Source organism: Leucobacter chromiireducens subsp. chromiireducens, from assembly GCF_016758255.1.
GTDB classification, from domain to species: domain Bacteria; phylum Actinomycetota; class Actinomycetes; order Actinomycetales; family Microbacteriaceae; genus Leucobacter; species Leucobacter chromiireducens.
Window position 1 is genome coordinate 755,748 of sequence record NZ_QYAD01000001.1, and the last position, 21,075, is coordinate 776,822.

Consider the following 21,075-nt stretch of genomic DNA (forward strand, 5'->3'; position numbering starts at 1 on the left):
GATCGAATCATGGCAGTAGAACGCAATGTGAAGGGTCTCCTGGGCACCAAGCTCGGGATGACGCAGGTGTGGGACGAGAGTGGCAAGGTCGTTCCCGTTACCGTGATCGAGGTTGCTCCCAACGTCATCACGCAGATCCGCACCCCCGAGGTCGACGGCTACAACGCCGTTCAGATCGCCGCGGGCGCAATCGATCCCCGCAAGGTCAACAAGCCGACCGCTGGTCACTTCGAGAAGGCCGGCGTCACGCCGCGCCGTCACGTGACCGAGGTCCGCACGGCCGACGCCGCTGAGTACACGCTGGGCCAGGAGCTCACCGTCGACGGCACCTTCGAAGCCGGTCAGAAGATCGACGTCGTTGGCACCTCGAAGGGCAAGGGCTTCGCGGGCACCATGAAGCGTCACAACTTCAAGGGTGTCTCCGCATCGCACGGCGCTCACCGTAACCACCGTAAGCCCGGCTCCATCGGCGGCGCAGCGACCCCCGGTCGCGTGTTCCGTGGTCAGAAGATGGCCGGCCGTATGGGTGGCGATCGTGTGACCGTGCAGAACCTCACCGTGCAGGCAATCGACGCCGAGAAGGGTCTCATCCTGGTTAAGGGTGCAGTTCCCGGTGCGCGCGGTCGTCTCGTATTCGTTCGCAACGCAGTGAAGGGGGCGTAGTTCATGGCTACCGCTACCAAGCTCGAGGTGCTCGACGCGAAGGGCAAGAAGGCCGGGTCGGTTGACCTGCCCGAGGCTCTCTTCGGCGCCGAGACCAACGTCCCGCTGATCCACCAGGTGGTCACCGCTCAGCTCGCAGCTGCGCGTCAGGGTACGCACAAGACCAAGAACCGTGGCGAGCGCTCCGGTTCGGGTGTCAAGCCGTTCAAGCAGAAGGGCACCGGCCGCGCCCGTCAGGGTTCCGTCCGCATGCCTCAGCACCGCGGCGGCGGCATCGTCCACGGACCCGTGCCCCGCGATTACTCGCAGCGCACCCCCAAGAAGATGATTGCTGCGGCTCTCCGCGGCGTGCTCTCGGACCGCGCTCGCGCGAACCGCCTGCACGTTGTTGACGGTTTCGGCATCGGTGACAAGCCCAGCACCAAGACCGCACGCGAGTTCCTCGCTCAGGTCGCGCCGGGCAAGCGCGTGCTCGTGGTCGTTGACCGCGCGGACGAGCTGACCACGCTGAGCGTGCGCAACCTGCCGTTCGTTCACGTGCTGTTCCAGGACCAGCTCAACGCTTACGACGTTGTCGTCAGCGATGATCTCGTCTTCACCAAGGCTGCCTTCGACCAGTTCGTCGCCGGCCGTGCCGCTCAGGAGGACACGAAGTGAGCCTGAACAAGTCTGCACACGACGTCATCATCCGCCCGATCGTTTCTGAGAAGAGCTACGGTCTGATCGACACCAACGGCCAGTACACCTTCGAGGTGGCGCCGACGGCGAACAAGACCGAGATCAAGCTCGCTATCGAGCAGGTCTTTAGCGTCAAGGTCGAGAAGGTCCGCACGCTGAACCGCAAGGGCAAGACCCGCCGCACCAAGTTCGGTGCGGGTAAGCGCAAGGACACGAAGCGTGCCATCGTCACGCTGAAGTCCGGCTCCATCGACATCTTCACGGCTGCGCTGTAGAAGGGGCGAAAAGGAACACACTATGGCTATTCGCAAGTACAAGCCGACGACCCCGGGTCGTCGCGGTTCGAGCGTTGCTGATTTCGCTGAGATCACCCGCTCCACGCCCGAGAAGTCGCTGCTTCGCCCGCTCCCCAAGACGGGCGGCCGCAACAACCAGGGCCGTATCACCACCCGCCACATCGGCGGTGGCCACAAGCGCCAGTACCGCGTCATCGACTTCCGTCGCAATGACAAGGACGGCGTCAACGCCAAGGTTGCGCACATCGAGTACGACCCCAACCGCACGGCGCGCATCGCGCTCCTGCACTTTGAGGACGGCACGAAGCGTTACATCATCGCGCCCAACAAGCTGAAGCAGGGCGATGTCGTCGAGTCGGGTCCGGCCGCCGATATCAAGCCCGGCAACAACTTGCCGCTGAAGAACATCCCGACCGGTACCGTGATTCACGCGATCGAGCTGAAGCCCGGCGGGGGTGCCAAGATGGCGCGCTCCGCAGGTGCATCCGTTCGCCTCGTTGCGAAGGACGGCCCCTACGCTCAGCTGCGTCTCCCCTCGGGCGAGATCCGCAACGTCGATGCGCGCTGCCGCGCGACCATCGGCGAGGTCGGCAACGCCGAGCAGTCGAACATCAACTGGGGCAAGGCTGGCCGTATGCGCTGGAAGGGCGTCCGCCCGACCGTCCGCGGTGTTGTCATGAACCCGGTTGATCACCCGCACGGTGGTGGCGAAGGCCGCACCTCGGGTGGCCGTCACCCGGTCAGCCCCTGGGGCCAGAAGGAAGGCCGTACGCGCCGTCCGAACAAGGAAAGCGACAAGCTCATTGTGCGTCGCCGCAATGTTGGCAAGAAGCGTTAGTCGGCGGGTAGGAGAATAGAAGATGCCTCGTAGTCTCAAGAAGGGCCCCTTCGTCGATAACCACCTGCTGAACAAGGTGGTTGTCCAGAACGAAGCTGGCACCAAGAACGTGATCAAGACCTGGTCGCGCCGCTCGATGATCATCCCCGCAATGCTGGGTCACACCATCGCAGTGCACGACGGTCGCAAGCACATTCCCGTGTTCGTAACGGAGACCATGGTCGGTCACAAGCTGGGCGAGTTTGCGCCCACTCGTACCTTCCGCGGTCACGTGAAGGACGACAAGAAGGGCCGTCGCCGCTAAGCGGCGACGTGAAGGAGGAGAGAGAAATGGTGGAATCGACCGCACGCGTGCGTCAGATCCGCATCACCCCCCAGAAGGCCCGTCGCGTTGTTGACCTGGTTCGCGGGAAGAACGCTCAGGAGGCACTTGCCATCCTGAAGTTCGCCCCCCAGGCTGCCGCTGAGCCCGTGTTCAAGCTGGTCGCTTCGGCGATCGCGAACGCCCGGGTGAAGGCCGACGCGGAGAACCTGCGTCTCAACGAGGACGAGCTGGTCATCGCTCGCGCCTACGTCGACGAGGGCACGACGCTCAAGCGTTTCCGCCCCCGCGCGCAGGGCCGTGCGTTCCGGATCAACAAGCGGACCAGCCACATCACCGTCGTTCTGCAGACGGCCGATGAGCTCCAGTCCGCGAAGAAGGGAGCCAAGTAAATGGGCCAGAAGATTCATCCCTACGGCTTCCGCCTCGGGATCACCACTGACCACGTCTCGCGTTGGTTCTCGGACTCGACCAAGAAGGGTCAGCGTTATGCTGACTACCTGGCCGAGGACATCAAGATCCGCCAGCACCTGACGAAGCAGCTCGATCGTGCGGGCGTGTCCCGCGTGGAGATCGAGCGCACCCGCGATCGCGTCCGCGTGGACATCCACTCGGCGCGTCCCGGCATCGTGATCGGCCGCCGTGGCGCCGAGGCTGAGCGCATCCGCGCTGACCTCGAGAAGCTCACGGGCAAGCAGATCCAGCTGAACATCCTTGAGGTCAAGAACCCCGAGGCTGACGCTCAGCTCGTCGCACAGGGCATCGCCGAGCAGCTCGCTGCGCGCGTGGCTTTCCGCCGCGCAATGCGTAAGGGCCTGCAGGGTGCTCAGCGCGCCGGTGCCAAGGGCATCCGTATCCAGGTCTCCGGCCGTCTTGGCGGCGCCGAGATGAGCCGTTCGGAGTTCTACCGTGAGGGTCGCGTGCCGCTGCACACGCTCCGCGCGAACATCGACTACGGCTTCTACGAGGCGAAGACCACCTTCGGCCGCATTGGCGTGAAGGTCTGGATCTACAAGGGTGACCTCACCAACAAGGAACTCGCTCGCGAGCAGGCGGCCCAGAAGCCGTCTCGCGACCGTGGCGACCGCCGCCGTGCGCCCCGTGGCGCTCAGGCCGAGGCTGCACCCGCTGCAGCAGGAGCGGAGAAGTAAGCATGCTGATTCCTCGTCGAGTCAAGTACCGCAAGCAGCACCACCCCAGCCGCAGCGGCCAGTCCAAGGGCGGCAACACCGTCGCCTTCGGTGAGTTCGGTATCCAGGCACTGACCCCCGCCTACGTGACCAACCGTCAGATCGAGTCCGCTCGTATCGCGATGACCCGTCACATCAAGCGTGGTGGCAAGGTGTGGATCAACATCTACCCCGACCGTCCCCTCACCAAGAAGCCTGCGGAAACCCGCATGGGTTCCGGTAAGGGTTCGCCCGAGTGGTGGGTGGCCAACGTCAAGCCGGGCCGCGTCCTCTTTGAGGTCGCCGGCGTCGATGAGCAGCTCGCACGTGAGGCGCTGACCCGCGCCATCCACAAGCTGCCGCTCAAGGCCCGTATTATCAAGCGCGAGGAGGGCGACGCGTAATGGCGATCGGTACCAAGGAACTGGCCATCACGGAGCTCGACTCGTTCGAGAACGAGCGTCTGGCCGAAGAGCTCAAGAAGGCAAAGGGTGAGCTCTTCAACCTGCGATTCCAGTCGGCCACCGGCCAGCTGGAAAGCCACGGTCGTGTGCGCCAGGTGAAGCGCGATATCGCGCGCATCTACACGGTGCTCCGCGAGCGTGAGCTCGGCATTCGGGTCACCCCCGCTGCCGAGACTGCTCCCGCCAAGGCGAAGAAGAGCACCAAGAAGACCGAGCAGGCGGACGCCGCCGCTGAGACGAAGGAGGCCTAAGAATGGCTGAGGTCGAGAAGGAACAGCGCGGCTACCGTAAGGCTCGCCGTGGCTACGTCGTCAGCGACAAGATGGATAAGACCATCGTCGTCGAGGTCGAGGACCGCGTGAAGCACCCGCTCTACGGCAAGGTCATGCGCCGTTCGTCGAAGGTGAAGGCCCACGACGAGCAGAACACCGCCGGCATCGGCGATCTCGTGCTCATCCACGAGACCCGCCCGCTGAGCGCTTCGAAGCGCTGGCGTCTGGTCGAGATCCTCGAGAAGGCGAAGTAAGCCCTCGCGGCTTACTGATTGAAGGAGTAACAAGTGATTCAGCAGGAATCCCGACTCAAGGTTGCCGATAACACCGGCGCCAAGGAGTTGCTCACGATTCGCGTCCTCGGTGGCTCGCGACGTCGTTACGCCGGTCTCGGCGACACGATCGTTGCAACCGTGAAGGACGCAATCCCCGGCGGCAACGTGAAGAAGGGTGAGGTCGTCAAGGCCGTCATCGTTCGCACGCGCAAGTCGACCCGTCGCGTTGATGGCTCGTACATCAGCTTCGACGAGAACGCTGCCGTCATTCTCAAGGCAGACGGGGAGCCCCGCGGCACCCGTATCTTCGGGCCGGTCGGTCGTGAGCTGCGCGACAAGCGCTTCATGAAGATCGTCTCGCTCGCACCGGAGGTGATCTAGTCCTATGGGCCAGAAGATCAAGAAGGGTGACCTCGTCGAGGTCATCACGGGTCCGTCGCAGGATCGCGGCGGCTACAAGGGCAAGCAGGGCAAGGTCATCGAGGTCTTCACCGAGACCGACCGTGTGATCGTCGAGGGCGTCAACTTCGTGACGAAGCACGTCCGCGTCGGCCAGTCCGAGCGTGGCACCCGCGAGGGTGGGATCGAGACCGTCGAGGCCCCGATCCACATCTCGAACGTCGCAGTTGTCGACCCCGAGACGAAGAAGCCGACTCGCGTTGGTTTCCGCGTCGAAGAGGTCGAGAAGGATGGCGTCAAGAAGACCGTCCGCGTGCGCTACGCCAAGTCGTCTGGGAAGGACCTCTAATGTCTGAGACCAAGATCCAGCCCCGCCTCAAGGAGAAGTACCGCGGCGAGATCGTCGAGCAGCTCCGCGAGGAGTTCAGCTACTCGAACATCATGCAGGTTCCCGGCGTCGTCAAGGTCGTCGTGAACACTGGTGTTGGTGAGGCAGCTCGCGACAGCAAGGTGATCGAGGGCGCAATTGCCGACCTCGTGAAGATCACCGGCCAGAAGCCCATGGTCACGAAGGCCCGCAAGTCCATCGCGCAGTTCAAGCTGCGTGAGGGCCAGGCCATCGGCGCGCACGTCACCCTCCGTGGTGACCGCGCGTGGGAATTCCTTGATCGTCTCATCAACCTCGCACTGCCGCGTATCCGCGATTTCCGCGGACTTTCGCCCAAGCAGTTCGATGGCAACGGCAACTACACCTTCGGTCTGACCGAGCAGAGTGTGTTCCACGAGATCGATCAGGATAAGATTGACCGCGTGCGTGGCTTCGACATCACTGTCGTGACCACCGCTAAGTCGGACGACGAGGGCCGTGCGCTGCTTCGCGCACTTGGCTTCCCGTTCAAGACTGACAACTAAATAGTCCAAGCGGTGCGGGTGCCCGGGGGATTCCCCGGGCACCCCATCCGCATGTCACCCAGGTCGCGCTCCGTGTAACGGTGCGTGATACCAGGCGAGAAAGAAGAGTCACTCATGACGATGACTGATCCGGTCGCAGATATGCTGACCCGGCTGCGCAACGCCAACTCTGCGCATCATGACGACGTTTCGCTCCCCGGCTCCAAGCTGAAGGTGCGGATCGCGGAGATCCTCAAGCGCGAGGGCTACATCAAGGACTGGAAGGTCGAGGACGCACGCGTCGGCACGACCCTCACCATGTCCCTGAAGTACGGCCCGAACCGCGAGCGCTCCATCGAGGGCATCAAGCGCGTGTCCAAGCCCGGTCTCCGGGTGTACGCACGCTCGACCGAGATCCCGAGCGTGCTCGGTGGCCTCGGCATCGCGATCCTGTCCACGTCCTCCGGTCTCCTGACCGACCGCGAGGCTGACCAGAAGGGCGTTGGCGGGGAAGTCCTCGCTTACGTGTGGTAAGCCGTCATGTCACGTATTGGTAAGCTTCCCATCACCGTTCCCGGTGGTGTAGACGTCAAGATCGAGGGCCAGAAGGTCACGGTCAAGGGTTCGAAGGGCGAGCTCTCGCTCGTCGTTGCTGAGCCCATCCGCGTTGCTGTCGAGGAGGGCCAGGTTGTGGTCTCTCGTCCCGACGACGAGCGCGACTCCCGAGCGCTGCACGGCCTGACCCGCACGCTCATCAACAACAACATCATTGGTGTCACCGAGGGCTACTCCAAGCAGCTCGAGGTCGTCGGCACCGGCTACCGCGTGCAGCAGAAGGGCGCGGGCCTCGAGCTGGCGCTCGGCTTCTCGCACCCGGTGCTCGTTGACGCTCCTGAGGGCATCACGCTCGCTGTTGAGGGCAACACCAAGATCACCGTGAGCGGGATCTCCAAGCAGGCGGTCGGCGAGGCCGCTGCGAACATCCGCAAGCTGAAGAAGCCGGAGCCCTACAAGGGCAAGGGCATCCGCTACGCGGGCGAGAACGTTCGCCGCAAGGCTGGAAAGGCTGGTAAGTAACCATGGCCGCTAACATCACCCGTGCAAAGGGTCGTTCGGCTGCGCGTGTGCGCCGTCACGCCCGCCTGCGCAAGAAGATTGTCGGCACGGAGCTCCGTCCCCGTCTCGTGGTGACCCGCTCGTCGCGTCACGTCTTCGTTCAGGTTGTTGACGACTCGAAGGGCATCACCCTCGCGTCGGCGTCGACCATGGAAGCCGATCTCCGCGCTCACGAGGGCGACAAGACGGCAAAGGCCCGCAAGGTTGGCGAGCTCGTCGCCGAGCGTGCGAAGAGCGCTGGCGTTGAGGCAGTCGTCTTCGACCGTGGCGGCAGCAAGTACGCCGGCCGTGTTGCAGCGATCGCCGATGGCGCTCGCGAAGGGGGGCTGACCCTGTGAGCAAGGAAACGAAGGAGCAGGAAGTGTCCGCAGAGACCCAGACCGCTGAGTCCTCGGCCACCGAGGCCCAGGGCGCGGATCACCGCAACGAGCCCCGCGAGCAGCGTCGGGGGAGCCGCGACCGCGGCACCCGTGGCGAGCGCGGCGGCCGTGATCGCAACGAGAGCCAGTTCCTCGAGCGCGTCGTCACCATCAACCGCGTCTCCAAGGTCGTCAAGGGCGGCCGTCGCTTCAGCTTCACCGCGCTCGTCGTGGTGGGCGATGGCAACGGCACCGTTGGCGTCGGCTACGGCAAGGCGAAGGAGGTGCCTCTCGCCATCGCTAAGGGTGTCGAGGAGGCCAAGAAGAACTTCTTCCGCGTGCCCCGCGTTGGCAGCACCATCCCGCACCCGGTGCAGGGTGAGGCAGCAGCCGGTGTGGTGCTCCTCCGCCCCGCAGCGGCAGGTACCGGTGTTATCGCCGGTGGCCCCGTCCGCGCCGTGCTTGAGTGCGCCGGCATCCACGACGTGCTGAGCAAGTCGCTCGGTTCGTCGAACACCCTGAACATCGTGCACGCGACCGTTGAGGCGCTGCAGCTGCTTGAGGAGCCCCGCTCCGTTGCAGCTCGCCGTGGCCTTGACTTCGACCGCGTCGCCCCGGCTCGCATTGTGCGCGCTGAGGCGAAGGCTGCGGCCGACGCTGCCGCGAAGGCAAAGGCAGGTGCGTAATGGCGAAGAGCCTGAAGATTACGCAGACGAAGTCCGTTATCAGCGAGAAGCAGAACCAGCGTGACACGCTGCGGAGCCTCGGCCTCAAGAAGATCGGCCAGTCGGTCGTTCGCGAGGACACCAAGGCCAACCGCGGCTACGTTCGCGCCGTTGCTCACCTGGTAGAGGTTGAGGAGATCGACGCATGAGCGAGAAGAACGAGGAGCGCGAGCAGGTGCTGAAGGCTCACCACCTTCGCCCCGCACCCGGCTCGAAGAAGGCCAAGACCCGCGTGGGTCGTGGCGAGGCGTCCAAGGGTAAGACCGCTGGTCGCGGCACCAAGGGCACCAAGGCCCGTTACCAGGTCAAGGCTGGCTTCGAGGGTGGGCAGATGCCGCTGCACATGCGCACCCCGAAGCTGCGCGGGTTCAAGAACCCGTTCCGCACCGAGTACCAGGTCGTCAACGTTGCCAAGCTCGCTGAGCTCTACCCCCAGGGTGGCGACGTCACGATCGAGGATCTCGTGGCCAAGGGTGCCGTCCGCAAGAACCAGCCCGTCAAGGTGCTGGGCAACGGCGACATCCAGGTCAAGCTCACCGTTTCGGTGGACAAGGTCTCCAGCTCGGCTGAGCAGAAGATCGTCGCAGCTGGCGGAGAGGTCAAGTAAGGATCCCTCTCGGATCCTGACTTCCTCGAGCTGAGCTCGAACCGCGGGGGCGGTGGAACGGCAGAAATGCCGGGCCACCGCCCCCGTTTTTTTGTCTCCGGGCGTTCAAGAATGGCCCGGATATTGGTGAGGCAGCCCGCACAGCGTGTAGGCTGGAGCAATTGGTTCTCGTCGTCAGGCGACGGCCCCGTACGACGCCCCCAGGAGGCAGCTTTTGTTCAGCGCTATCGGACGGATCTTTCGGACACCCGATCTGCGGCGAAAGATCGTCTTTACGCTCGCGATTGTTTCGCTCTTCCGGCTCGGATCGTTCATCCCCGCCCCGTTCGTTGACTTCAACAACGTGCAGGCCTGTCTGATCGCGAACCAGGCACAGGGCACCTCCGGGCTGTACGACATGATCAACCTGTTCAGCGGCGGTGCGCTGCTGCAGCTCTCGATCTTCGCGCTCGGAATCATGCCGTACATTACGGCGTCCATCATTACCCAGCTGCTCCGCGTGGTGATCCCTCACTTCGAGGCACTGCACAAGGAGGGCCAGGCTGGCCAGGCGAAGCTGACGCAGTACACGCGTTACCTCACCATCGCGCTCGCGATCCTGCAGTCGACCACGCTCATCACGGTGGCACGCTCGGGTCAGCTGTTCGGCGCCTCGGCGAACCAGGCCTGCCAGAACCTCGTGTCGCAGGAGTGGTGGGCGATCCTCATCATGATCATGACGATGACCGCCGGTACCGGCCTCATCATGTGGTTCGGTGAGCTCATCACCGAGCGCGGCATCGGCAACGGCATGTCGCTCCTTATCTTCACGTCGATCTCGGCGACCTTCCCCGCTGGCATGTGGGTCATCAAGGAGTCGAAGGGCTGGGAGGTCTTCTTCCTGGTGCTACTCGTTGGGCTCCTGGTCGTCGCTGCCGTGGTGTTCGTCGAGCAGTCGCAGCGCCGCATCCCGGTGCAGTACGCCAAGCGCGTGGTCGGCCGCCGCACCTATGGTGGCTCGAGCACCTACATCCCGATCAAGGTGAACATGGCGGGCGTGATCCCCGTGATCTTCGCATCGGCGATTCTCTACCTCCCCGCCCTCATTACGCAGTTCAACCAGCCGCAGATTGGCGAGGATCCGAAGCCCTGGGTCGTCTGGGTGCAGAACAACCTCGTGATGGGCGATCAGCCGCTTTACATGCTGGTCTTCTTCCTGCTGACGATCGGCTTCACCTTCTTCTACGTGCAGATCACCTTCAACCCGGAGGAGGTCGCAGACAACATGAAGCAGTACGGCGGCTTCGTCCCGGGGATCCGCGCCGGCCGCCCGACGGCCGAGTACCTCAACTACGTGCTGACCCGGATTACGAGCGCTGGTTCGCTCTACCTCGGTCTCATCGCGCTCATCCCGCTGATTGCGCTGTCGTTCTTCGGCGCCAACCAGAACTTCCCGTTCGGCGGCTCGTCGATCCTCATCATCGTGGGCGTTGGCCTCGAGACGGTGAAGCAGATTGACGCACAGCTGCAGCAGCGCCACTACGAAGGGCTCCTCAAGTGACGGAAACCACCACACGCCTCCTCATCATCGGCCCTCCCGGGGCCGGCAAGGGCACCCAGGCCGCTCAGATCGCTGAGCGCTTCGGCGTTCCCGCCATCTCGACGGGCGACATCTTCCGCGCCAACATCAAGGGCGGTACGGAGCTTGGCCAGCAGGTCCAGGCAATCATTGAGCGCGGCGAGCTCGTTCCCGACTCGCTGACCAACGAGATCGTTGCAGATCGCCTCGCCCAGGCTGACGCCGCCGGCGGCTTCCTGCTCGATGGTTACCCCCGCAATGTTGAGCAGGTGCACGCGCTCGACGGCATGATCGAGGGCGATGCCCTCGACGCCGTGGTGCTGCTCGAGGTCGACACCGACGCGGTCGTTGCTCGTCTACTGAAGCGCGCGGAGCTCGAGGGTCGTGCGGACGACACCGAAGAGGTCATTCGTCATCGCCAGGACGTGTACGCGGAGCAGACCGCACCGCTCGTCGAGCTGTTCTCGGAGCGCGGGATCCTGGTCTCGGTTGATGGCCTCGGCAGCGTCGAAGAGGTCGCCGAGCGCATCGCATCGGGCCTCGATGCCCAGCTCGCAGCGAAGGCGGGTCGCTAGGTCGTGGCTCGTCGGGGATTGTTGCGCCGCTCGATCTACAAGTCGCCGGCCCAACTGCGGTTGATGGTTGAGCCTGGCCTCGCTGCCGCCGCCGCGATTGCGGCGATGCGGGAGGCCGTGCGCCCGGGCATCACCACCCTGGAGCTTGACGCGATCGCGGAAGACGCGATTCGTTCGCGAGGCGGTGCGCCCAACTTCATGTTGGAGCCCGGCTACCGTCACACGATCTGCGCGAACGTGAATGATCAGGTGGTCCACGCGATCCCTGGTGACCGTCCACTCGCGCCCGGTGACATCGCATCGCTCGATGTTGGCGCAGTGATTGATGGTTGGCACTCAGATACCGCGATCACGGTGACCCTGCCAGATCATGCTCGTCCGGAGCTGACGGCAGCGAACCAGAAGCTCAGTGACGTGACGGAGCAGGCCATGTGGCGCGGTATCGCCCGGCTCGCGACGGCGAAGCACCTGAACGAGGTGGGAGAGGCCGTCTCCAGCTACGTGCGTGCGAACAGCGACTTTGGGGTGCTCGAGGATTACATCGGGCACGGCATCGGACGCAGCATGCACGAGGATCCGCCGGTCTTCAATGTCCCGGTCCGCCCGCGCGGGCCGGAGGTGAAGCCTGGCCTCGTCGTGGCAATCGAACCGATCATCTCCGCAGGTGGCATTGACACCGATATTGAGGACGACGACTGGACCGTCACGATCGCCGACGGCTCGATGAGTGCCCAGTGGGAGCACTCGGTTGCGGTGCACGCCGACGGAATCTGGGTGCTCACCGCCGCCGACGGTGGGGCGAGCGGCCTTGTGCCGCTCGGCATCACGCCCGTACCGATTCCATAGAAAAGGATCGGGCCGTCCGAGCCGCTGGCTCTGGGCTTCGCCCGCTCGCTCCGCCCCGTGTCCGCGCAGTTTGCGCGCCGCGGGGCGGAACTGTTTCCGCAACTTTACAAACGCCCGATCGGCGAGTACTCTTGACATTTGGTGCTTTGCGCCTGTTTTCGTGTTCGCGAAAGCGGGCGCTTGGCATTCGCAAGACCAGTACATCCTACGCAAGCGATAGTGAGGCTATGGCGAAAAAAGACGGCGTCATCGAGATCGAGGGACAGGTTGTCGAGGCTCTGCCGAACGCGATGTTCCGCGTCGAGCTGACCAACGGACACAAGGTTCTCGCCCACATCTCGGGCAAGATGCGCCAGCACTACATCCGCATTCTCCCCGGGGACCGCGTGATTGTGGAGCTGACGCCCTACGATCTGACCCGCGGCCGCATCGTCTACCGCTACAAGTAGGGGCTGCTGGAAAGTAACGGCAGCCGGCATCCCGGCTGTACGAGGACAGCGAACTCCGCGAAGGAAACATCATGAAGGTTAATCCCAGCGTCAAGCCGATCTGCGATCACTGCAAGGTCATCCGCCGCCACGGCCGCGTCATGGTGATCTGCAAGAGCAACCCCCGTCACAAGCAGCGCCAGGGCTAAGTCCCTGTCGCTCGGCGGTCTCGCAGAGCACACAACTGAATATCTGATCCAGCGCATCGAAGAACCCGGCTACTGAGTGGCCGGGGGACACCTCGGGGTGGAGGCCCGAACCCCCGATGCGCGAAATACCTCCACTACCGCAAGGAGAGCCACACATGGCACGTCTCGCAGGAGTCGATATCCCACGCGACAAGCGCGTTGAGATTGCACTCACCTACATCTACGGCGTTGGGCGCACTTCCGCGCTGAAGACGCTCGCCGACACCGGCATCGATGGCAACATCCGCGTCAAGGACCTCACCGACGATCAGCTCGTCGCGCTCCGTGACTACATTGAGGGCAACTTCAAGGTTGAGGGTGACCTCCGCCGTGAGGTCGCCGCCGATATCCGCCGCAAGGTTGAGATCGGAAGCTACCAGGGCCTCCGTCACCGCAAGGGCCTGCCCGTGCATGGTCAGCGCACCAAGACGAACGCTCGTACCCGCAAGGGCCCGAAGCGCACCGTCGCCGGCAAGAAGAAGTAATAGCCGGTCCTCTCGACCATCACATAAAGCTTTTCAGGAGAATACTCAATGGCTGCACCAAAGACGGCGGCTCGCAAGCCGCGTCGCAAGGACAAGAAGAACGTGGTCGTGGGCCAGGCCCACATCAAGTCGACGTTCAACAACACGATCGTTTCGATCACCGACACCACCGGTGCCGTGATCAGCTGGGCTTCCTCCGGCGGCGTGGGCTTCAAGGGCTCGCGCAAGTCGACGCCCTTCGCCGCTCAGCTCGCTGCTGAGTCTGCTGCCCGCAAGGCGCAGGAGCACGGCATGAAGAAGGTTGACGTCTTCGTGAAGGGTCCCGGCTCGGGCCGCGAGACCGCAATCCGCTCGCTGCAGGCTGCCGGCCTCGAGGTGGGGTCGATCAACGACGTCACCCCGCAGACGCACAACGGCTGCCGCCCCCCGAAGCGCCGTCGCGTTTAAGGAGCTTGCGCTACTTCCCGGCGCGGTGGGTTCCCCGCCTCGCCGGGAAGGCGCCGAGACCTGGTTTTCCGGGTCTCGGGTGCACAGAGGACACACCTCATTCCCGATACCGCATGAGTCATATAGCGGACTCCAGCGAAAGGACCACACACCTTGCTCATTGCACAGCGACCCACTCTGACCGAGGAGTCGATCTCCGAGTACCGTTCGCGCTTCGCAATCGAACCGCTTGAGCCTGGCTTCGGCTACACGCTCGGCAACTCGCTGCGTCGCACGCTGCTGTCGTCGATCCCCGGCGCCGCAGTTACGAGCGTCCGCTTCGAGGGCGTTGCCCACGAGTTCACGACCATTGCGGGCGTGACCGAGGACGTTACTGAGATCATCCTCAACATCAAGGACCTTGTCGTCTCGAGCGAGCACGATGAGCCCATCACCGCCTACCTGCGCAAGACCGGCGCAGGCGAGGTCACCGCTGCCGACATCTCCGCACCCGCTGGTGTTGAGGTGCACAACCCTGAGCTCGTCATCGCGACGCTCAGCGACTCGGCGCAGTTTGAGCTCGAGCTGACGATCGAGCGTGGCCGTGGCTACGTTTCGGCCGCTCAGAACCGCAACGAAGACGCCGAGGTTGGCCGGATCCCCGTTGATTCGATCTACTCGCCGGTGCTCAAGGTCACCTACCGCGTGGAAGCCACGCGTGCCGGTGAGCGCACCGACTTCGATCGTCTCGTCGTTGACGTTGAGACGAAGCCCGCCATCAGCCCCCGCGACGCGATCGCGTCGGCTGGTTCGACCCTGGTCGAGCTCTTCGGGCTTGCGCGCGAGCTCAACACCGCTGCCGAGGGCGTCGAGATCGGCCCCGCGCCGGTTGAGGTGGTCACGGAGGGCGAGCTCTCGATCCCGATCGAGGACCTCGACCTGTCGGTGCGCAGCTACAACTGCCTCAAGCGTGAGGGCATCAACACGGTGAGCGAGCTCGTTGCGCTCTCCGAGGCTCAGCTGATGAACATCCGGAACTTCGGCCAGAAGTCCGTCTTCGAGGTGCGCGACAAGCTCACCGAGATGGGACTGTCGCTGAAGGACGCCGTGCCCGGCTTCGACGGTGCGCAGTTCTACAGCTACGAAGACGACAACAACTAATTCACGATCCGTCGACCTCGACCCGATCGTAAACTTACTGGAGTAAACAATGCCGAAGCCTAACAAGGGCCCCCGCCTCGGAGGCGGCCCCGCTCACGAGCGCCTGATGCTCAACCAGATGGCTGCGCAGCTCTTCGAGCACAAGCGCATCCAGACCACGGAGACCAAGGCAAAGCGCCTGCAGCCCGTGGCCGAGCGCCTCGTCACGTTCGCGAAGCGTGGTGACCTGCACGCACGCCGTCGCGTGATGCGTCAGATCCTCGACAAGTCGGTTGTTCACGAGCTCTTCACGGAGATCGCGCCGCTCGTCGAGAACCGCGAGGGTGGCTACACCCGCATCATCAAGACCGGCTACCGCAAGGGCGACAACGCTCCCATGGCAGTCATCGAGCTCGTGCTCGAGCCGGTGCAGCCCAAGGTGAAGGCCGCCAAGGCTGAGCCCAAGGCTGAGAAGGTCGTCGAGGCTCCGGCCGAGGAGACCACCGAGGTCGTCGAGGAGGCCGCTGAGGCTGCCGAGGCAACCGAGGCTCCCGCCGAGGAGAAGGCCGAGTAACTCTCGCCTCACGCACTGAACGCCCCGTCGATCTTCGGATCGGCGGGGCGTTCTGCTGTTTCCCGGCCTGGGCTCCCCGCGCTCTCGGCGAATCGGGGTCACTTGGGCAGGGTGTCGCTGTGCCGGGCTTCGCGACACCCTGCCCAAGTGACCCCGATTCGCGGGGCGGGGAGAGAGCGGGAGCGCCTAGCGGCGGGGGAGCGCGAAGCCGCGCGCCTCACCGGGGGACTGCAATTCCTCGAGGGCCCGCTTGACCGAGTCTGCGTAGATCTCGCCGCCGCTCGGGTTCGGGTGGATGTCGTCGCCGGCGAGCGCGTCAGGCACTCCGGTCACTGCGCCGGTCCAGTCGGCCACCACGACGCCCCGGTGATCCCGAGCGAAGCGTGTCAGCTCTTCGTTCACTCCGGGGATCCAGTCGCGGTCGGCGTGCGCGTTGACGAGCACGATCGGCCTGTCACCGGCCGTGCGGTAGATGGCGTCGAGATCCTCGGGAGCAACGGGACCGTTCGTACCGAGGCCGACCACGAGGAACGGGCGCAGGCGGCCGCTCGCCGCCCACTCGTCTGCCAGCTCGACGCCCACGCCCATGCCGCGCGACACTGCGGCGTCAATCTCGATGCCGGGGAGCGCGGTCTCGAGCTCTGGAAGGCTTGCGAGCATCACCGAGTCACCCAGCGCGCTGATGCTGTCCCCACGCGGCACGAGCGGGCCCGGAGGGAGCTTGGGGCCCTTCTGGCCCTTGGGGTCCTTCTGGTCCTTCTGGTCCGTGCTGTCCGTCGGCGCCTCTGAATCCTTCGCGCCGTCGCTCGGCGAGTCCTTGCGATCTGCTTCGTCGGCGGAGTTCTGCGCAGAGGCATCCGCCGCCTCCTGCCCGCGGGCAATCGCCGCGGCAGCGGAGGTCTGCTCGGGCGCACGCGCGATGGCGAGTGCGGTGGCGGGCAGCGTCAACAGGAGGACCGCGCCCAGCGCGATCGTGACACCGCGCTGTTTGGGTGTGTACGCAGACGGGCGGAACGCGAGACGCAGTGAACGGCGCAGCCCGAAACGGCGCACCGGCTGTTCAACAAAGCGGTAGGAGAGGGTGGCTGCGACGATCGTCGCGCCACCCGCAATGAGCGCGATACTCCAGGGATTACCCGCAGCGCCCAGCGCCGCCGTCACGATGATGAGCAGGGGCCAGTGCCATAGATAGATGCCGTACGAGCGCTCACCGACCCAGCGGAGCGGGGCCACATCGAGGGCGCGTCCAATCGCGGCGCCGTTGCGCGTCACCGCCCACACGAGTGCCAGAGCCGCGATGATCGCGAGCTGGAAGCCGCCCTCGAAGCTCTGCGGACTGCCCTCGGGAAGCGTGCAGGCGAGCCACGCGATCACTCCGAGCGCAGAGAGTGCGAGTGCGCCGAGCAGCACCTGTTGGCTGCGACGGAGCGGCGCGGGCGACTCCGCACCTCGGCGCGGGTGCACAAGTGTGGCGAGCGCAGCGCCCCAGAACAGCCCGAAGGTGTGGGTGTCTGAACCGAAGTAAATCCGAGTGGGATCGGCCCCCTGCTGGGACAGCATCACCATGAGCGCGGCGGAGGCGATCCCGAGCAGGGTGAGCAGCACCGCGCGGCTGCTGCGGCCGCGGAGGCGCAGCAGCGCGATGACGAGCAGGGGGAGCAGGATGTAGAACTGCTCCTCGATGGAAAGCGACCAGGTGTTGCGGAAGAGCTCGGGGGTATCGCGCGCGAAGTAATCGGCGCCATTCGCGATGAACACCCAGTTGCTCACAAAGAATGCGGTCCCCGTGATCTGCCGGCCGAGACCCACCAGAATGTCCCCGCCGATGAGGAGTGCAAGCGAGGAACAGACAAGCAGTACGAGCCCGAGCGCGGGAAGGAGGCGGCGTGCGCGGCGACGCCAGAACGCGCCGAGGCGAATACCGCCGCGCAGCTCTACCTCGCGCAGCAGCAGCGAGGTGATGAGGAAGCCGCTGATCGCGAAGAAGATGTCGACGCCGAGGAAGCCCCCCGGCAGCGCGTGCGGGAAGAAATGGTAGATCAGCACGAGCCCCACGGCGATTGCGCGCAGGCCATCGAGCCCGCCGAAACGGCCGGGCTGAGCTGGGGTGCGTGGCAGTGCTGAGGTCATAGAAGAAGGCTTTCGGCCGCGCGCTGGGCGTCGCGGGCAATGCCGTCCAGTGTACGCCGCGTGCCTGGGCGGCGCGGGCCCGTCGTAGGTCTGGCAGGATCGAGGGGTGAGCACCGAACCAGAAACCCCCACCGTGCGCGTGCGCCTCGACCTGGCGTACGACGGGACGGATTTTGCAGGCTGGGCGGCGCAGCCGGGCCTGCGCACGGTGCAGGGGGAACTCGAGCGCGCGCTCGGAGTGCTGCTTCGGGTGTCTGAGCCGCGCTTGACGGTTGGCGGGCGCACCGATGCTGGCGTGCACGCGCGCGGCCAGGTGGCGCACCTCGATGTGACCGCAGAACAGCTCGAGAAATGGGGTGGCCGGGCCGCGTCAGAGCGCAGCGAGGCGGAGCTTGCGCGCCTGCGTGCTCGGAAGCTGAATGGTGTGCTGAAGCGCGGGGCGAGCGATATCGCGGTGCACTCGGTGCGCGTCGTGCCCGGCGCCTTCGATGCGCGCTTCGGGGCGCTGCGCCGCCGCTACGAGTACCGCCTGCGCGACGATGCCGCCCGCCGAGACCCGCTCACAGCGCGCTTCACCGCAGAGCTTGCCCACACGCTCGATCTCGAGGTGATGCAGCGCGCCGCGGATGAGCTGCTCGGCCTCAATGATTTCACCACGTTCTGCAAGGCGCGGGAGGGCGCCACCGCGGTGCGGGATCTGCTCTCCTTCGAGTGGCGACGCACCGATGACGGCGCGTACGCCGCCCGCATCGAGGCAGATGCCTTCTGCCACTCGATGGTGCGCGCAACTGTTGGTGCCGTGGTGGCGGTGGGGAGCGGACGCATCTCCGAGGAAGAATTCGTGGCACTTCGCGATGCCCGGGCACGCAGCAGCCGCTTCACGGTGATGCCGGCGCACGGGCTGTCCCTTGAAGAGATCGCGTACCCGGCGGACGCCGACCTTGCAGCGCGCGCCGAGCAAACCCGCGCCCGGCGCGACCCCCTCGGCGGCGAGTAGCTCTCTGCTTGGCGGGGAGCGGCTCCCGGCCCGGCAGTGGATGAACCCCGCGTGTGCTAAAGTTGATCCTTGGTGCGTAAGCATCCGATTTGTTGAGCCCTCCATCGCTCTGGCACCCTCCGGGGACCGGGCAGCGGAGTGGGATTCACGAAACACCTCCAATTCGACAGAAAGCAGCACGATAGTGACTCGCACTTATTCGCCGAAGGCCGCTGAGCAGAAGCACGACTGGATCGTCATCGACGCAACAGACGTGGTGCTCGGCCGTCTGGCATCGCACGCCGCAGCCCTGCTTCGCGGCAAGCACAAGACGACGTTCGCTCCCCACATGGACATGGGCGACTACGTCATCGTTGTGAACGCTGACAAGGTGGTCCTCACGGGCAACAAGGCAGCGAACAAGAAGGCCTACCGCCACTCGGGTTACCCGGGCGGCCTCCGCTCGATGAGCTACACCGAGCTGCTCGAGAAGAACCCCGAGCGCGCCGTTGAGAAGGCGATCCGCGGCATGCTGCCGAAGAACTCCCTCGGTGCAGACCTGTTCCGCAAGCTCAAGGTCTACAAGGGTGCAGAGCACCCGCACGCTGCTCAGCAGCCCACCCCGTACACCTTCGGCCAGGTCGCGCAGTAACTGCGCCCCAACGAGACATTCAGAGAGAGACTTCACAGTGACTGAAGAGCAGACCGTGGCCACCGAGAGCTACACCACCGAGACCCCGGCCTCGCAGGCCACCACCACGGCGCCCCGCCCGGCACTCACCGTCCCCGGTGCAGCTGTTGGCCGTCGCAAGCAGGCCATCGCTCGCGTGCGCCTCATCCCCGGCTCGGGCACGATGACCGTCAACGGTCGCGAGCTTGCCGAGTACTTCCCGAACAAGCTGCACCAGCAGCTCATCACGGATCCCTTCACCGTGCTCGAGCTCGGTGGCTCGTACGACGTGATCGCTCGCATCGTCGGCGGCGGCCCCTCGGGCCAGGCCGGTGCGCTGCGCCTCGCGATCGCTCGTGCGCTCAACGAGATCGACGCTGAGCACAACCGTCCCACCCTCAAGAAGGCTGGCTTCCTGAGCCGCGACGCTCGTATCAAGGAGCGCAAGAAGGCTGGTCTCAAGAAGGCCCGCAAGGCGCCTCAGTACTCGAAGCGCTAAGTCGGAATCCTTTTCCGATGGGACGCCTTTTTGGCACCGACGGGGTTCGGGGTCTGGCCGGGGTCGATGTGACCGCCGAGCTGGCCCTGAACCTCGCGGACGCTGCGGCTCTCGTTCTCGGGCGTTCTGCCCGAAGCGAGAGCCGTCGTGCTATCGCGGTCATTGCCCGCGATCCCCGGGTTTCGGGAGAGTTCATCTCGGCCGCGGTTGCGGCCGGGCTGGCCTCGGCCGGTGTCGACGTGCTCGACGCCGGCGTGATTCCGACCCCGGCCGCCGCGTACCTCGTCGCAGACACGGGCGCCGACTTCGGTGTGATGGTGTCGGCTTCGCACAACCCGGCTGCAGACAACGGAATCAAGTTCTTCGCCGAGGGCGGGCGTAAGCTCGCCGACGACATCGAGGACGAGATCGAAGCGGCGCTCGAGCGCCCAAGCATCGCGGTGACCGGCCGTGAGGTGGGGCGCATTCAGCGCTTTGCCGACGCGGAGGACCGCTACCTCGTGCACCTGCTGGGCACCCTCGAGGGGCTGAGCCTTGAGGGCCTGCACGTTGTGCTCGATTGCGCACACGGCGCCGCGGCGGGAATTTCGCCCGACGTGTTCACCGACGCGGGCGCAAAGGTCACGGTGATCGGCAACGATCCCGATGGCTTCAACATCAATGACGGTGTGGGCTCCACACACCTTGAACCGCTGATTGCGGCAGTCACCGAGCACGGCGCCGATCTCGGCATCGCGCACGACGGCGATGCGGACCGCTGCCTCGCGGTGGACGCAGACGGAAACGTCGTTGACGGCGATCGGATCATGGCGATTCTTGCGCTCTCGATGTCGGCACGCGGCAAGCTTGAGCAGAACACGCTCGTCGCGACCGTCATGTCGAACCTCGGCCTCAAGCTCGCGATGGCCGACAACGGCATCGACGTGGTCGAGACGGGAGTGGGCGACCGCTACGTGCTCGAGGCGATCAATGCGCACGGCTACTCGCTTGGCGGCGAGCAGTCGGGTCACGTCATTATGAGCGACTACGCAACCACCGGCGACGGCATCCTCACGGGGCTCCACATCGCCGCGGAGCTGAAGCGCACCGGCAAGACGCTCGCCGAGCTCGCGACGTGCATGCGCGTGTACCCGCAGGTACTCGTGAACGTGCGCGGTGTCGATCGCGCCGGCGTTGCCGGCGATGCCGTTCTGCAGCAGGCGGTGCACCAGGCCGAGCTCGCGCTGGGAGGCCAGGGTCGGGTGCTCCTGCGCCCCTCGGGAACCGAGCCCGTCGTTCGCGTGATGGTCGAAGCTCAGCACGAGGACCAGGCGCAGAAGCTCGCCGATGACCTCGCGGCCATCGTCAAGGAGCGCCTCGCTGTTTAGTACGCACGGGCCCAAGCACTCAATCTGATCGGGATCCCCGCAGCTCATGCCCCCATCGTCTCCGCGAGGAGTACGGTGG

The 21,075-nt window shown here is 65.1% G+C and carries 33 protein-coding genes; 32 read left to right on the top strand and 1 reads right to left on the bottom strand.

The features are described from left to right. The first annotated feature begins 9 nt into the window (after positions 1 to 9). From rplC to rplQ, 28 genes are all read left to right on the top strand, one after another. Positions 10 to 663, top strand: coding sequence for a 50S ribosomal protein L3 (rplC, locus tag D3226_RS03495; RefSeq protein ID WP_202381001.1), 654 nt, complete (start codon positions 10 to 12; stop codon positions 661 to 663). A gap of 3 nt (positions 664 to 666) precedes the next feature. Further along, entirely contained in the window at positions 667 to 1,320 is a 654-nt protein-coding gene (rplD, locus tag D3226_RS03500) for a 50S ribosomal protein L4 (protein WP_125099079.1), read from the top strand. Further along, the gene (gene rplW / locus D3226_RS03505) at positions 1,317 to 1,616 is read left to right on the top strand and encodes a 50S ribosomal protein L23 (RefSeq protein WP_202381002.1); all 300 of its coding nucleotides are present in this window, start codon (positions 1,317 to 1,319) and stop codon (positions 1,614 to 1,616) included. Before rplD ends, rplW begins: the two co-directional genes overlap by 4 nt. A 22-nt stretch (positions 1,617 to 1,638) precedes the next feature. Continuing rightward, positions 1,639 to 2,475, top strand: a complete 837-nt coding sequence (rplB, locus tag D3226_RS03510) for a 50S ribosomal protein L2 (protein ID WP_202381003.1) — start codon at positions 1,639 to 1,641, stop codon at positions 2,473 to 2,475. A 22-nt stretch (positions 2,476 to 2,497) separates the two neighbouring features. After that, entirely contained in the window at positions 2,498 to 2,779 is a 282-nt protein-coding gene (rpsS, locus tag D3226_RS03515; RefSeq protein WP_025133706.1) for a 30S ribosomal protein S19, read from the top strand. A gap of 26 nt (positions 2,780 to 2,805) precedes the next feature. Next, positions 2,806 to 3,189, top strand: a complete 384-nt coding sequence (rplV, locus tag D3226_RS03520) for a 50S ribosomal protein L22 (protein ID WP_202381004.1) — start codon at positions 2,806 to 2,808, stop codon at positions 3,187 to 3,189. Then, positions 3,190 to 3,948, top strand: a complete 759-nt coding sequence (gene rpsC / locus D3226_RS03525) for a 30S ribosomal protein S3 (RefSeq protein ID WP_024356779.1) — start codon at positions 3,190 to 3,192, stop codon at positions 3,946 to 3,948. 2 nt (positions 3,949 to 3,950) lie between these two features. Continuing rightward, a complete protein-coding gene (gene rplP / locus D3226_RS03530; protein WP_017885320.1) occupies positions 3,951 to 4,370 on the top strand; it encodes a 50S ribosomal protein L16 in 420 nt (139 codons plus the stop codon). Continuing rightward, positions 4,370 to 4,681, top strand: a complete 312-nt coding sequence (rpmC, locus tag D3226_RS03535) for a 50S ribosomal protein L29 (protein ID WP_125099084.1) — start codon at positions 4,370 to 4,372, stop codon at positions 4,679 to 4,681. Before rplP ends, rpmC begins: the two co-directional genes overlap by 1 nt. 2 nt (positions 4,682 to 4,683) lie before the next feature. Next, positions 4,684 to 4,956 (top strand): 30S ribosomal protein S17, encoded by a 273-nt coding sequence (gene rpsQ / locus D3226_RS03540; RefSeq protein WP_025133710.1) that lies wholly within the window; start codon positions 4,684 to 4,686, stop codon positions 4,954 to 4,956. Positions 4,957 to 4,989: 33 nt separating this feature from the next. Beyond that, positions 4,990 to 5,358 (top strand): 50S ribosomal protein L14, encoded by a 369-nt coding sequence (rplN, locus tag D3226_RS03545; RefSeq protein ID WP_025133711.1) that lies wholly within the window; start codon positions 4,990 to 4,992, stop codon positions 5,356 to 5,358. A gap of 4 nt (positions 5,359 to 5,362) precedes the next feature. After that, positions 5,363 to 5,725, top strand: a complete 363-nt coding sequence (gene rplX / locus D3226_RS03550) for a 50S ribosomal protein L24 (RefSeq protein ID WP_202381005.1) — start codon at positions 5,363 to 5,365, stop codon at positions 5,723 to 5,725. Next, positions 5,725 to 6,288, top strand: a complete 564-nt coding sequence (gene rplE / locus D3226_RS03555; RefSeq protein ID WP_202381006.1) for a 50S ribosomal protein L5 — start codon at positions 5,725 to 5,727, stop codon at positions 6,286 to 6,288. Before rplX ends, rplE begins: the two co-directional genes overlap by 1 nt. A gap of 114 nt (positions 6,289 to 6,402) precedes the next feature. Further along, the gene (gene rpsH, locus D3226_RS03560; RefSeq protein ID WP_025133714.1) at positions 6,403 to 6,801 is read left to right on the top strand and encodes a 30S ribosomal protein S8; all 399 of its coding nucleotides are present in this window, start codon (positions 6,403 to 6,405) and stop codon (positions 6,799 to 6,801) included. Between the two features lie 6 nt (positions 6,802 to 6,807). Continuing rightward, positions 6,808 to 7,344 carry a 50S ribosomal protein L6 gene (gene rplF / locus D3226_RS03565; RefSeq protein ID WP_202381007.1) on the top strand — a complete coding sequence of 179 codons (537 nt, stop codon included), beginning with the start codon at positions 6,808 to 6,810 and terminating at the stop codon, positions 7,342 to 7,344. Positions 7,345 to 7,346: 2 nt separating this feature from the next. Then, on the top strand, positions 7,347 to 7,721 hold the full coding sequence (gene rplR / locus D3226_RS03570; protein ID WP_202381008.1) for a 50S ribosomal protein L18: 375 nt from the start codon (positions 7,347 to 7,349) through the stop codon (positions 7,719 to 7,721). Further along, complete coding sequence (rpsE, locus tag D3226_RS14865; RefSeq protein WP_202381009.1) at positions 7,718 to 8,428, top strand: 30S ribosomal protein S5; 711 nt, start codon at positions 7,718 to 7,720, stop codon at positions 8,426 to 8,428. Before rplR ends, rpsE begins: the two co-directional genes overlap by 4 nt. Further along, positions 8,428 to 8,616, top strand: a complete 189-nt coding sequence (rpmD, locus tag D3226_RS03580) for a 50S ribosomal protein L30 (RefSeq protein WP_202381010.1) — start codon at positions 8,428 to 8,430, stop codon at positions 8,614 to 8,616. Before rpsE ends, rpmD begins: the two co-directional genes overlap by 1 nt. Continuing rightward, positions 8,613 to 9,074, top strand: a complete 462-nt coding sequence (gene rplO, locus D3226_RS03585; protein WP_237462212.1) for a 50S ribosomal protein L15 — start codon at positions 8,613 to 8,615, stop codon at positions 9,072 to 9,074. Before rpmD ends, rplO begins: the two co-directional genes overlap by 4 nt. A gap of 214 nt (positions 9,075 to 9,288) precedes the next feature. Further along, a complete protein-coding gene (gene secY, locus D3226_RS03590) occupies positions 9,289 to 10,614 on the top strand; it encodes a preprotein translocase subunit SecY (protein ID WP_202381011.1) in 1,326 nt (441 codons plus the stop codon). Next, positions 10,611 to 11,207 (top strand): adenylate kinase, encoded by a 597-nt coding sequence (locus tag D3226_RS03595; RefSeq protein WP_202381012.1) that lies wholly within the window; start codon positions 10,611 to 10,613, stop codon positions 11,205 to 11,207. Before secY ends, D3226_RS03595 begins: the two co-directional genes overlap by 4 nt. Before the next feature lie 3 nt (positions 11,208 to 11,210). After that, positions 11,211 to 12,053 (top strand): type I methionyl aminopeptidase, encoded by an 843-nt coding sequence (gene map / locus D3226_RS03600; protein WP_202381013.1) that lies wholly within the window; start codon positions 11,211 to 11,213, stop codon positions 12,051 to 12,053. Positions 12,054 to 12,280: 227 nt separating this feature from the next. Next, positions 12,281 to 12,502, top strand: a complete 222-nt coding sequence (gene infA, locus D3226_RS03605) for a translation initiation factor IF-1 (RefSeq protein ID WP_025133723.1) — start codon at positions 12,281 to 12,283, stop codon at positions 12,500 to 12,502. Between the two features lie 71 nt (positions 12,503 to 12,573). Beyond that, the gene (rpmJ, locus tag D3226_RS03610) at positions 12,574 to 12,690 is read left to right on the top strand and encodes a 50S ribosomal protein L36 (protein WP_005050492.1); all 117 of its coding nucleotides are present in this window, start codon (positions 12,574 to 12,576) and stop codon (positions 12,688 to 12,690) included. Between the two features lie 155 nt (positions 12,691 to 12,845). Then, entirely contained in the window at positions 12,846 to 13,214 is a 369-nt protein-coding gene (rpsM, locus tag D3226_RS03615; protein ID WP_017885302.1) for a 30S ribosomal protein S13, read from the top strand. Positions 13,215 to 13,262: 48 nt separating this feature from the next. Then, complete coding sequence (rpsK, locus tag D3226_RS03620) at positions 13,263 to 13,661, top strand: 30S ribosomal protein S11 (RefSeq protein ID WP_025133724.1); 399 nt, start codon at positions 13,263 to 13,265, stop codon at positions 13,659 to 13,661. Between the two features lie 153 nt (positions 13,662 to 13,814). Continuing rightward, on the top strand, positions 13,815 to 14,801 hold the full coding sequence (locus D3226_RS03625) for a DNA-directed RNA polymerase subunit alpha (RefSeq protein WP_025133725.1): 987 nt from the start codon (positions 13,815 to 13,817) through the stop codon (positions 14,799 to 14,801). Between the two features lie 49 nt (positions 14,802 to 14,850). Then, on the top strand, positions 14,851 to 15,354 hold the full coding sequence (gene rplQ / locus D3226_RS03630; protein WP_202381014.1) for a 50S ribosomal protein L17: 504 nt from the start codon (positions 14,851 to 14,853) through the stop codon (positions 15,352 to 15,354). Positions 15,355 to 15,540: 186 nt separating this feature from the next. On the opposite strand, the gene D3226_RS03635 is transcribed toward rplQ, so the two are convergent. Continuing rightward, on the bottom strand, positions 15,541 to 17,484 hold the full coding sequence (locus D3226_RS03635) for an acyltransferase family protein (protein ID WP_202381015.1): 1,944 nt from the start codon (positions 17,482 to 17,484) through the stop codon (positions 15,541 to 15,543). A 106-nt stretch (positions 17,485 to 17,590) separates the two neighbouring features. Between D3226_RS03635 and truA the strand changes: the two genes are divergently transcribed. The 4 genes from truA to glmM all read left to right on the top strand — a co-directional run bounded on the left by truA (position 17,591) and on the right by glmM (position 20,996). Then, a complete protein-coding gene (truA, locus tag D3226_RS03640; protein ID WP_337248885.1) occupies positions 17,591 to 18,481 on the top strand; it encodes a tRNA pseudouridine(38-40) synthase TruA in 891 nt (296 codons plus the stop codon). 184 nt (positions 18,482 to 18,665) lie between these two features. Next, positions 18,666 to 19,112 (top strand): 50S ribosomal protein L13, encoded by a 447-nt coding sequence (rplM, locus tag D3226_RS03645; RefSeq protein ID WP_202381016.1) that lies wholly within the window; start codon positions 18,666 to 18,668, stop codon positions 19,110 to 19,112. Positions 19,113 to 19,149: 37 nt separating this feature from the next. Next, a complete protein-coding gene (gene rpsI, locus D3226_RS03650; protein ID WP_202381017.1) occupies positions 19,150 to 19,629 on the top strand; it encodes a 30S ribosomal protein S9 in 480 nt (159 codons plus the stop codon). Positions 19,630 to 19,646: 17 nt separating this feature from the next. Next, positions 19,647 to 20,996 (top strand): phosphoglucosamine mutase, encoded by a 1,350-nt coding sequence (gene glmM / locus D3226_RS03655; RefSeq protein WP_202381018.1) that lies wholly within the window; start codon positions 19,647 to 19,649, stop codon positions 20,994 to 20,996. Positions 20,997 to 21,075 lie beyond the last annotated feature (79 nt).

Bases quoted from the DNA above. Each gene is read 5' to 3' on its own strand.
- rplC (WP_202381001.1), top strand. From the start codon at position 10: ATGGCAGTAGAACGCAATGTGAAGGGTCTCCTGGGCACCAAGCTCGGG.
- rplD (WP_125099079.1), top strand. From the start codon at position 667: ATGGCTACCGCTACCAAGCTCGAGGTGCTCGACGCGAAGGGCAAGAAG.
- rplB (WP_202381003.1), top strand. From the start codon at position 1,639: ATGGCTATTCGCAAGTACAAGCCGACGACCCCGGGTCGTCGCGGTTCG.
- rpsS (WP_025133706.1), top strand. From the start codon at position 2,498: ATGCCTCGTAGTCTCAAGAAGGGCCCCTTCGTCGATAACCACCTGCTG.
- rplV (WP_202381004.1), top strand. From the start codon at position 2,806: ATGGTGGAATCGACCGCACGCGTGCGTCAGATCCGCATCACCCCCCAG.
- rpsC (WP_024356779.1), top strand. From the start codon at position 3,190: ATGGGCCAGAAGATTCATCCCTACGGCTTCCGCCTCGGGATCACCACT.
- rplP (WP_017885320.1), top strand. From the start codon at position 3,951: ATGCTGATTCCTCGTCGAGTCAAGTACCGCAAGCAGCACCACCCCAGC.
- rpmC (WP_125099084.1), top strand. From the start codon at position 4,370: ATGGCGATCGGTACCAAGGAACTGGCCATCACGGAGCTCGACTCGTTC.
- rpsQ (WP_025133710.1), top strand. From the start codon at position 4,684: ATGGCTGAGGTCGAGAAGGAACAGCGCGGCTACCGTAAGGCTCGCCGT.
- rplX (WP_202381005.1), top strand. From the start codon at position 5,363: ATGGGCCAGAAGATCAAGAAGGGTGACCTCGTCGAGGTCATCACGGGT.
- rplE (WP_202381006.1), top strand. From the start codon at position 5,725: ATGTCTGAGACCAAGATCCAGCCCCGCCTCAAGGAGAAGTACCGCGGC.
- rpsH (WP_025133714.1), top strand. From the start codon at position 6,403: ATGACGATGACTGATCCGGTCGCAGATATGCTGACCCGGCTGCGCAAC.
- rplF (WP_202381007.1), top strand. From the start codon at position 6,808: ATGTCACGTATTGGTAAGCTTCCCATCACCGTTCCCGGTGGTGTAGAC.
- rplR (WP_202381008.1), top strand. From the start codon at position 7,347: ATGGCCGCTAACATCACCCGTGCAAAGGGTCGTTCGGCTGCGCGTGTG.
- rpmD (WP_202381010.1), top strand. From the start codon at position 8,428: ATGGCGAAGAGCCTGAAGATTACGCAGACGAAGTCCGTTATCAGCGAG.
- rplO (WP_237462212.1), top strand. From the start codon at position 8,613: ATGAGCGAGAAGAACGAGGAGCGCGAGCAGGTGCTGAAGGCTCACCAC.
- infA (WP_025133723.1), top strand. From the start codon at position 12,281: ATGGCGAAAAAAGACGGCGTCATCGAGATCGAGGGACAGGTTGTCGAG.
- rpmJ (WP_005050492.1), top strand. From the start codon at position 12,574: ATGAAGGTTAATCCCAGCGTCAAGCCGATCTGCGATCACTGCAAGGTC.
- rpsM (WP_017885302.1), top strand. From the start codon at position 12,846: ATGGCACGTCTCGCAGGAGTCGATATCCCACGCGACAAGCGCGTTGAG.
- rpsK (WP_025133724.1), top strand. From the start codon at position 13,263: ATGGCTGCACCAAAGACGGCGGCTCGCAAGCCGCGTCGCAAGGACAAG.
- rplQ (WP_202381014.1), top strand. From the start codon at position 14,851: ATGCCGAAGCCTAACAAGGGCCCCCGCCTCGGAGGCGGCCCCGCTCAC.
- D3226_RS03635 (WP_202381015.1), bottom strand. From the start codon at position 17,484: ATGACCTCAGCACTGCCACGCACCCCAGCTCAGCCCGGCCGTTTCGGC.
- glmM (WP_202381018.1), top strand. From the start codon at position 19,647: ATGGGACGCCTTTTTGGCACCGACGGGGTTCGGGGTCTGGCCGGGGTC.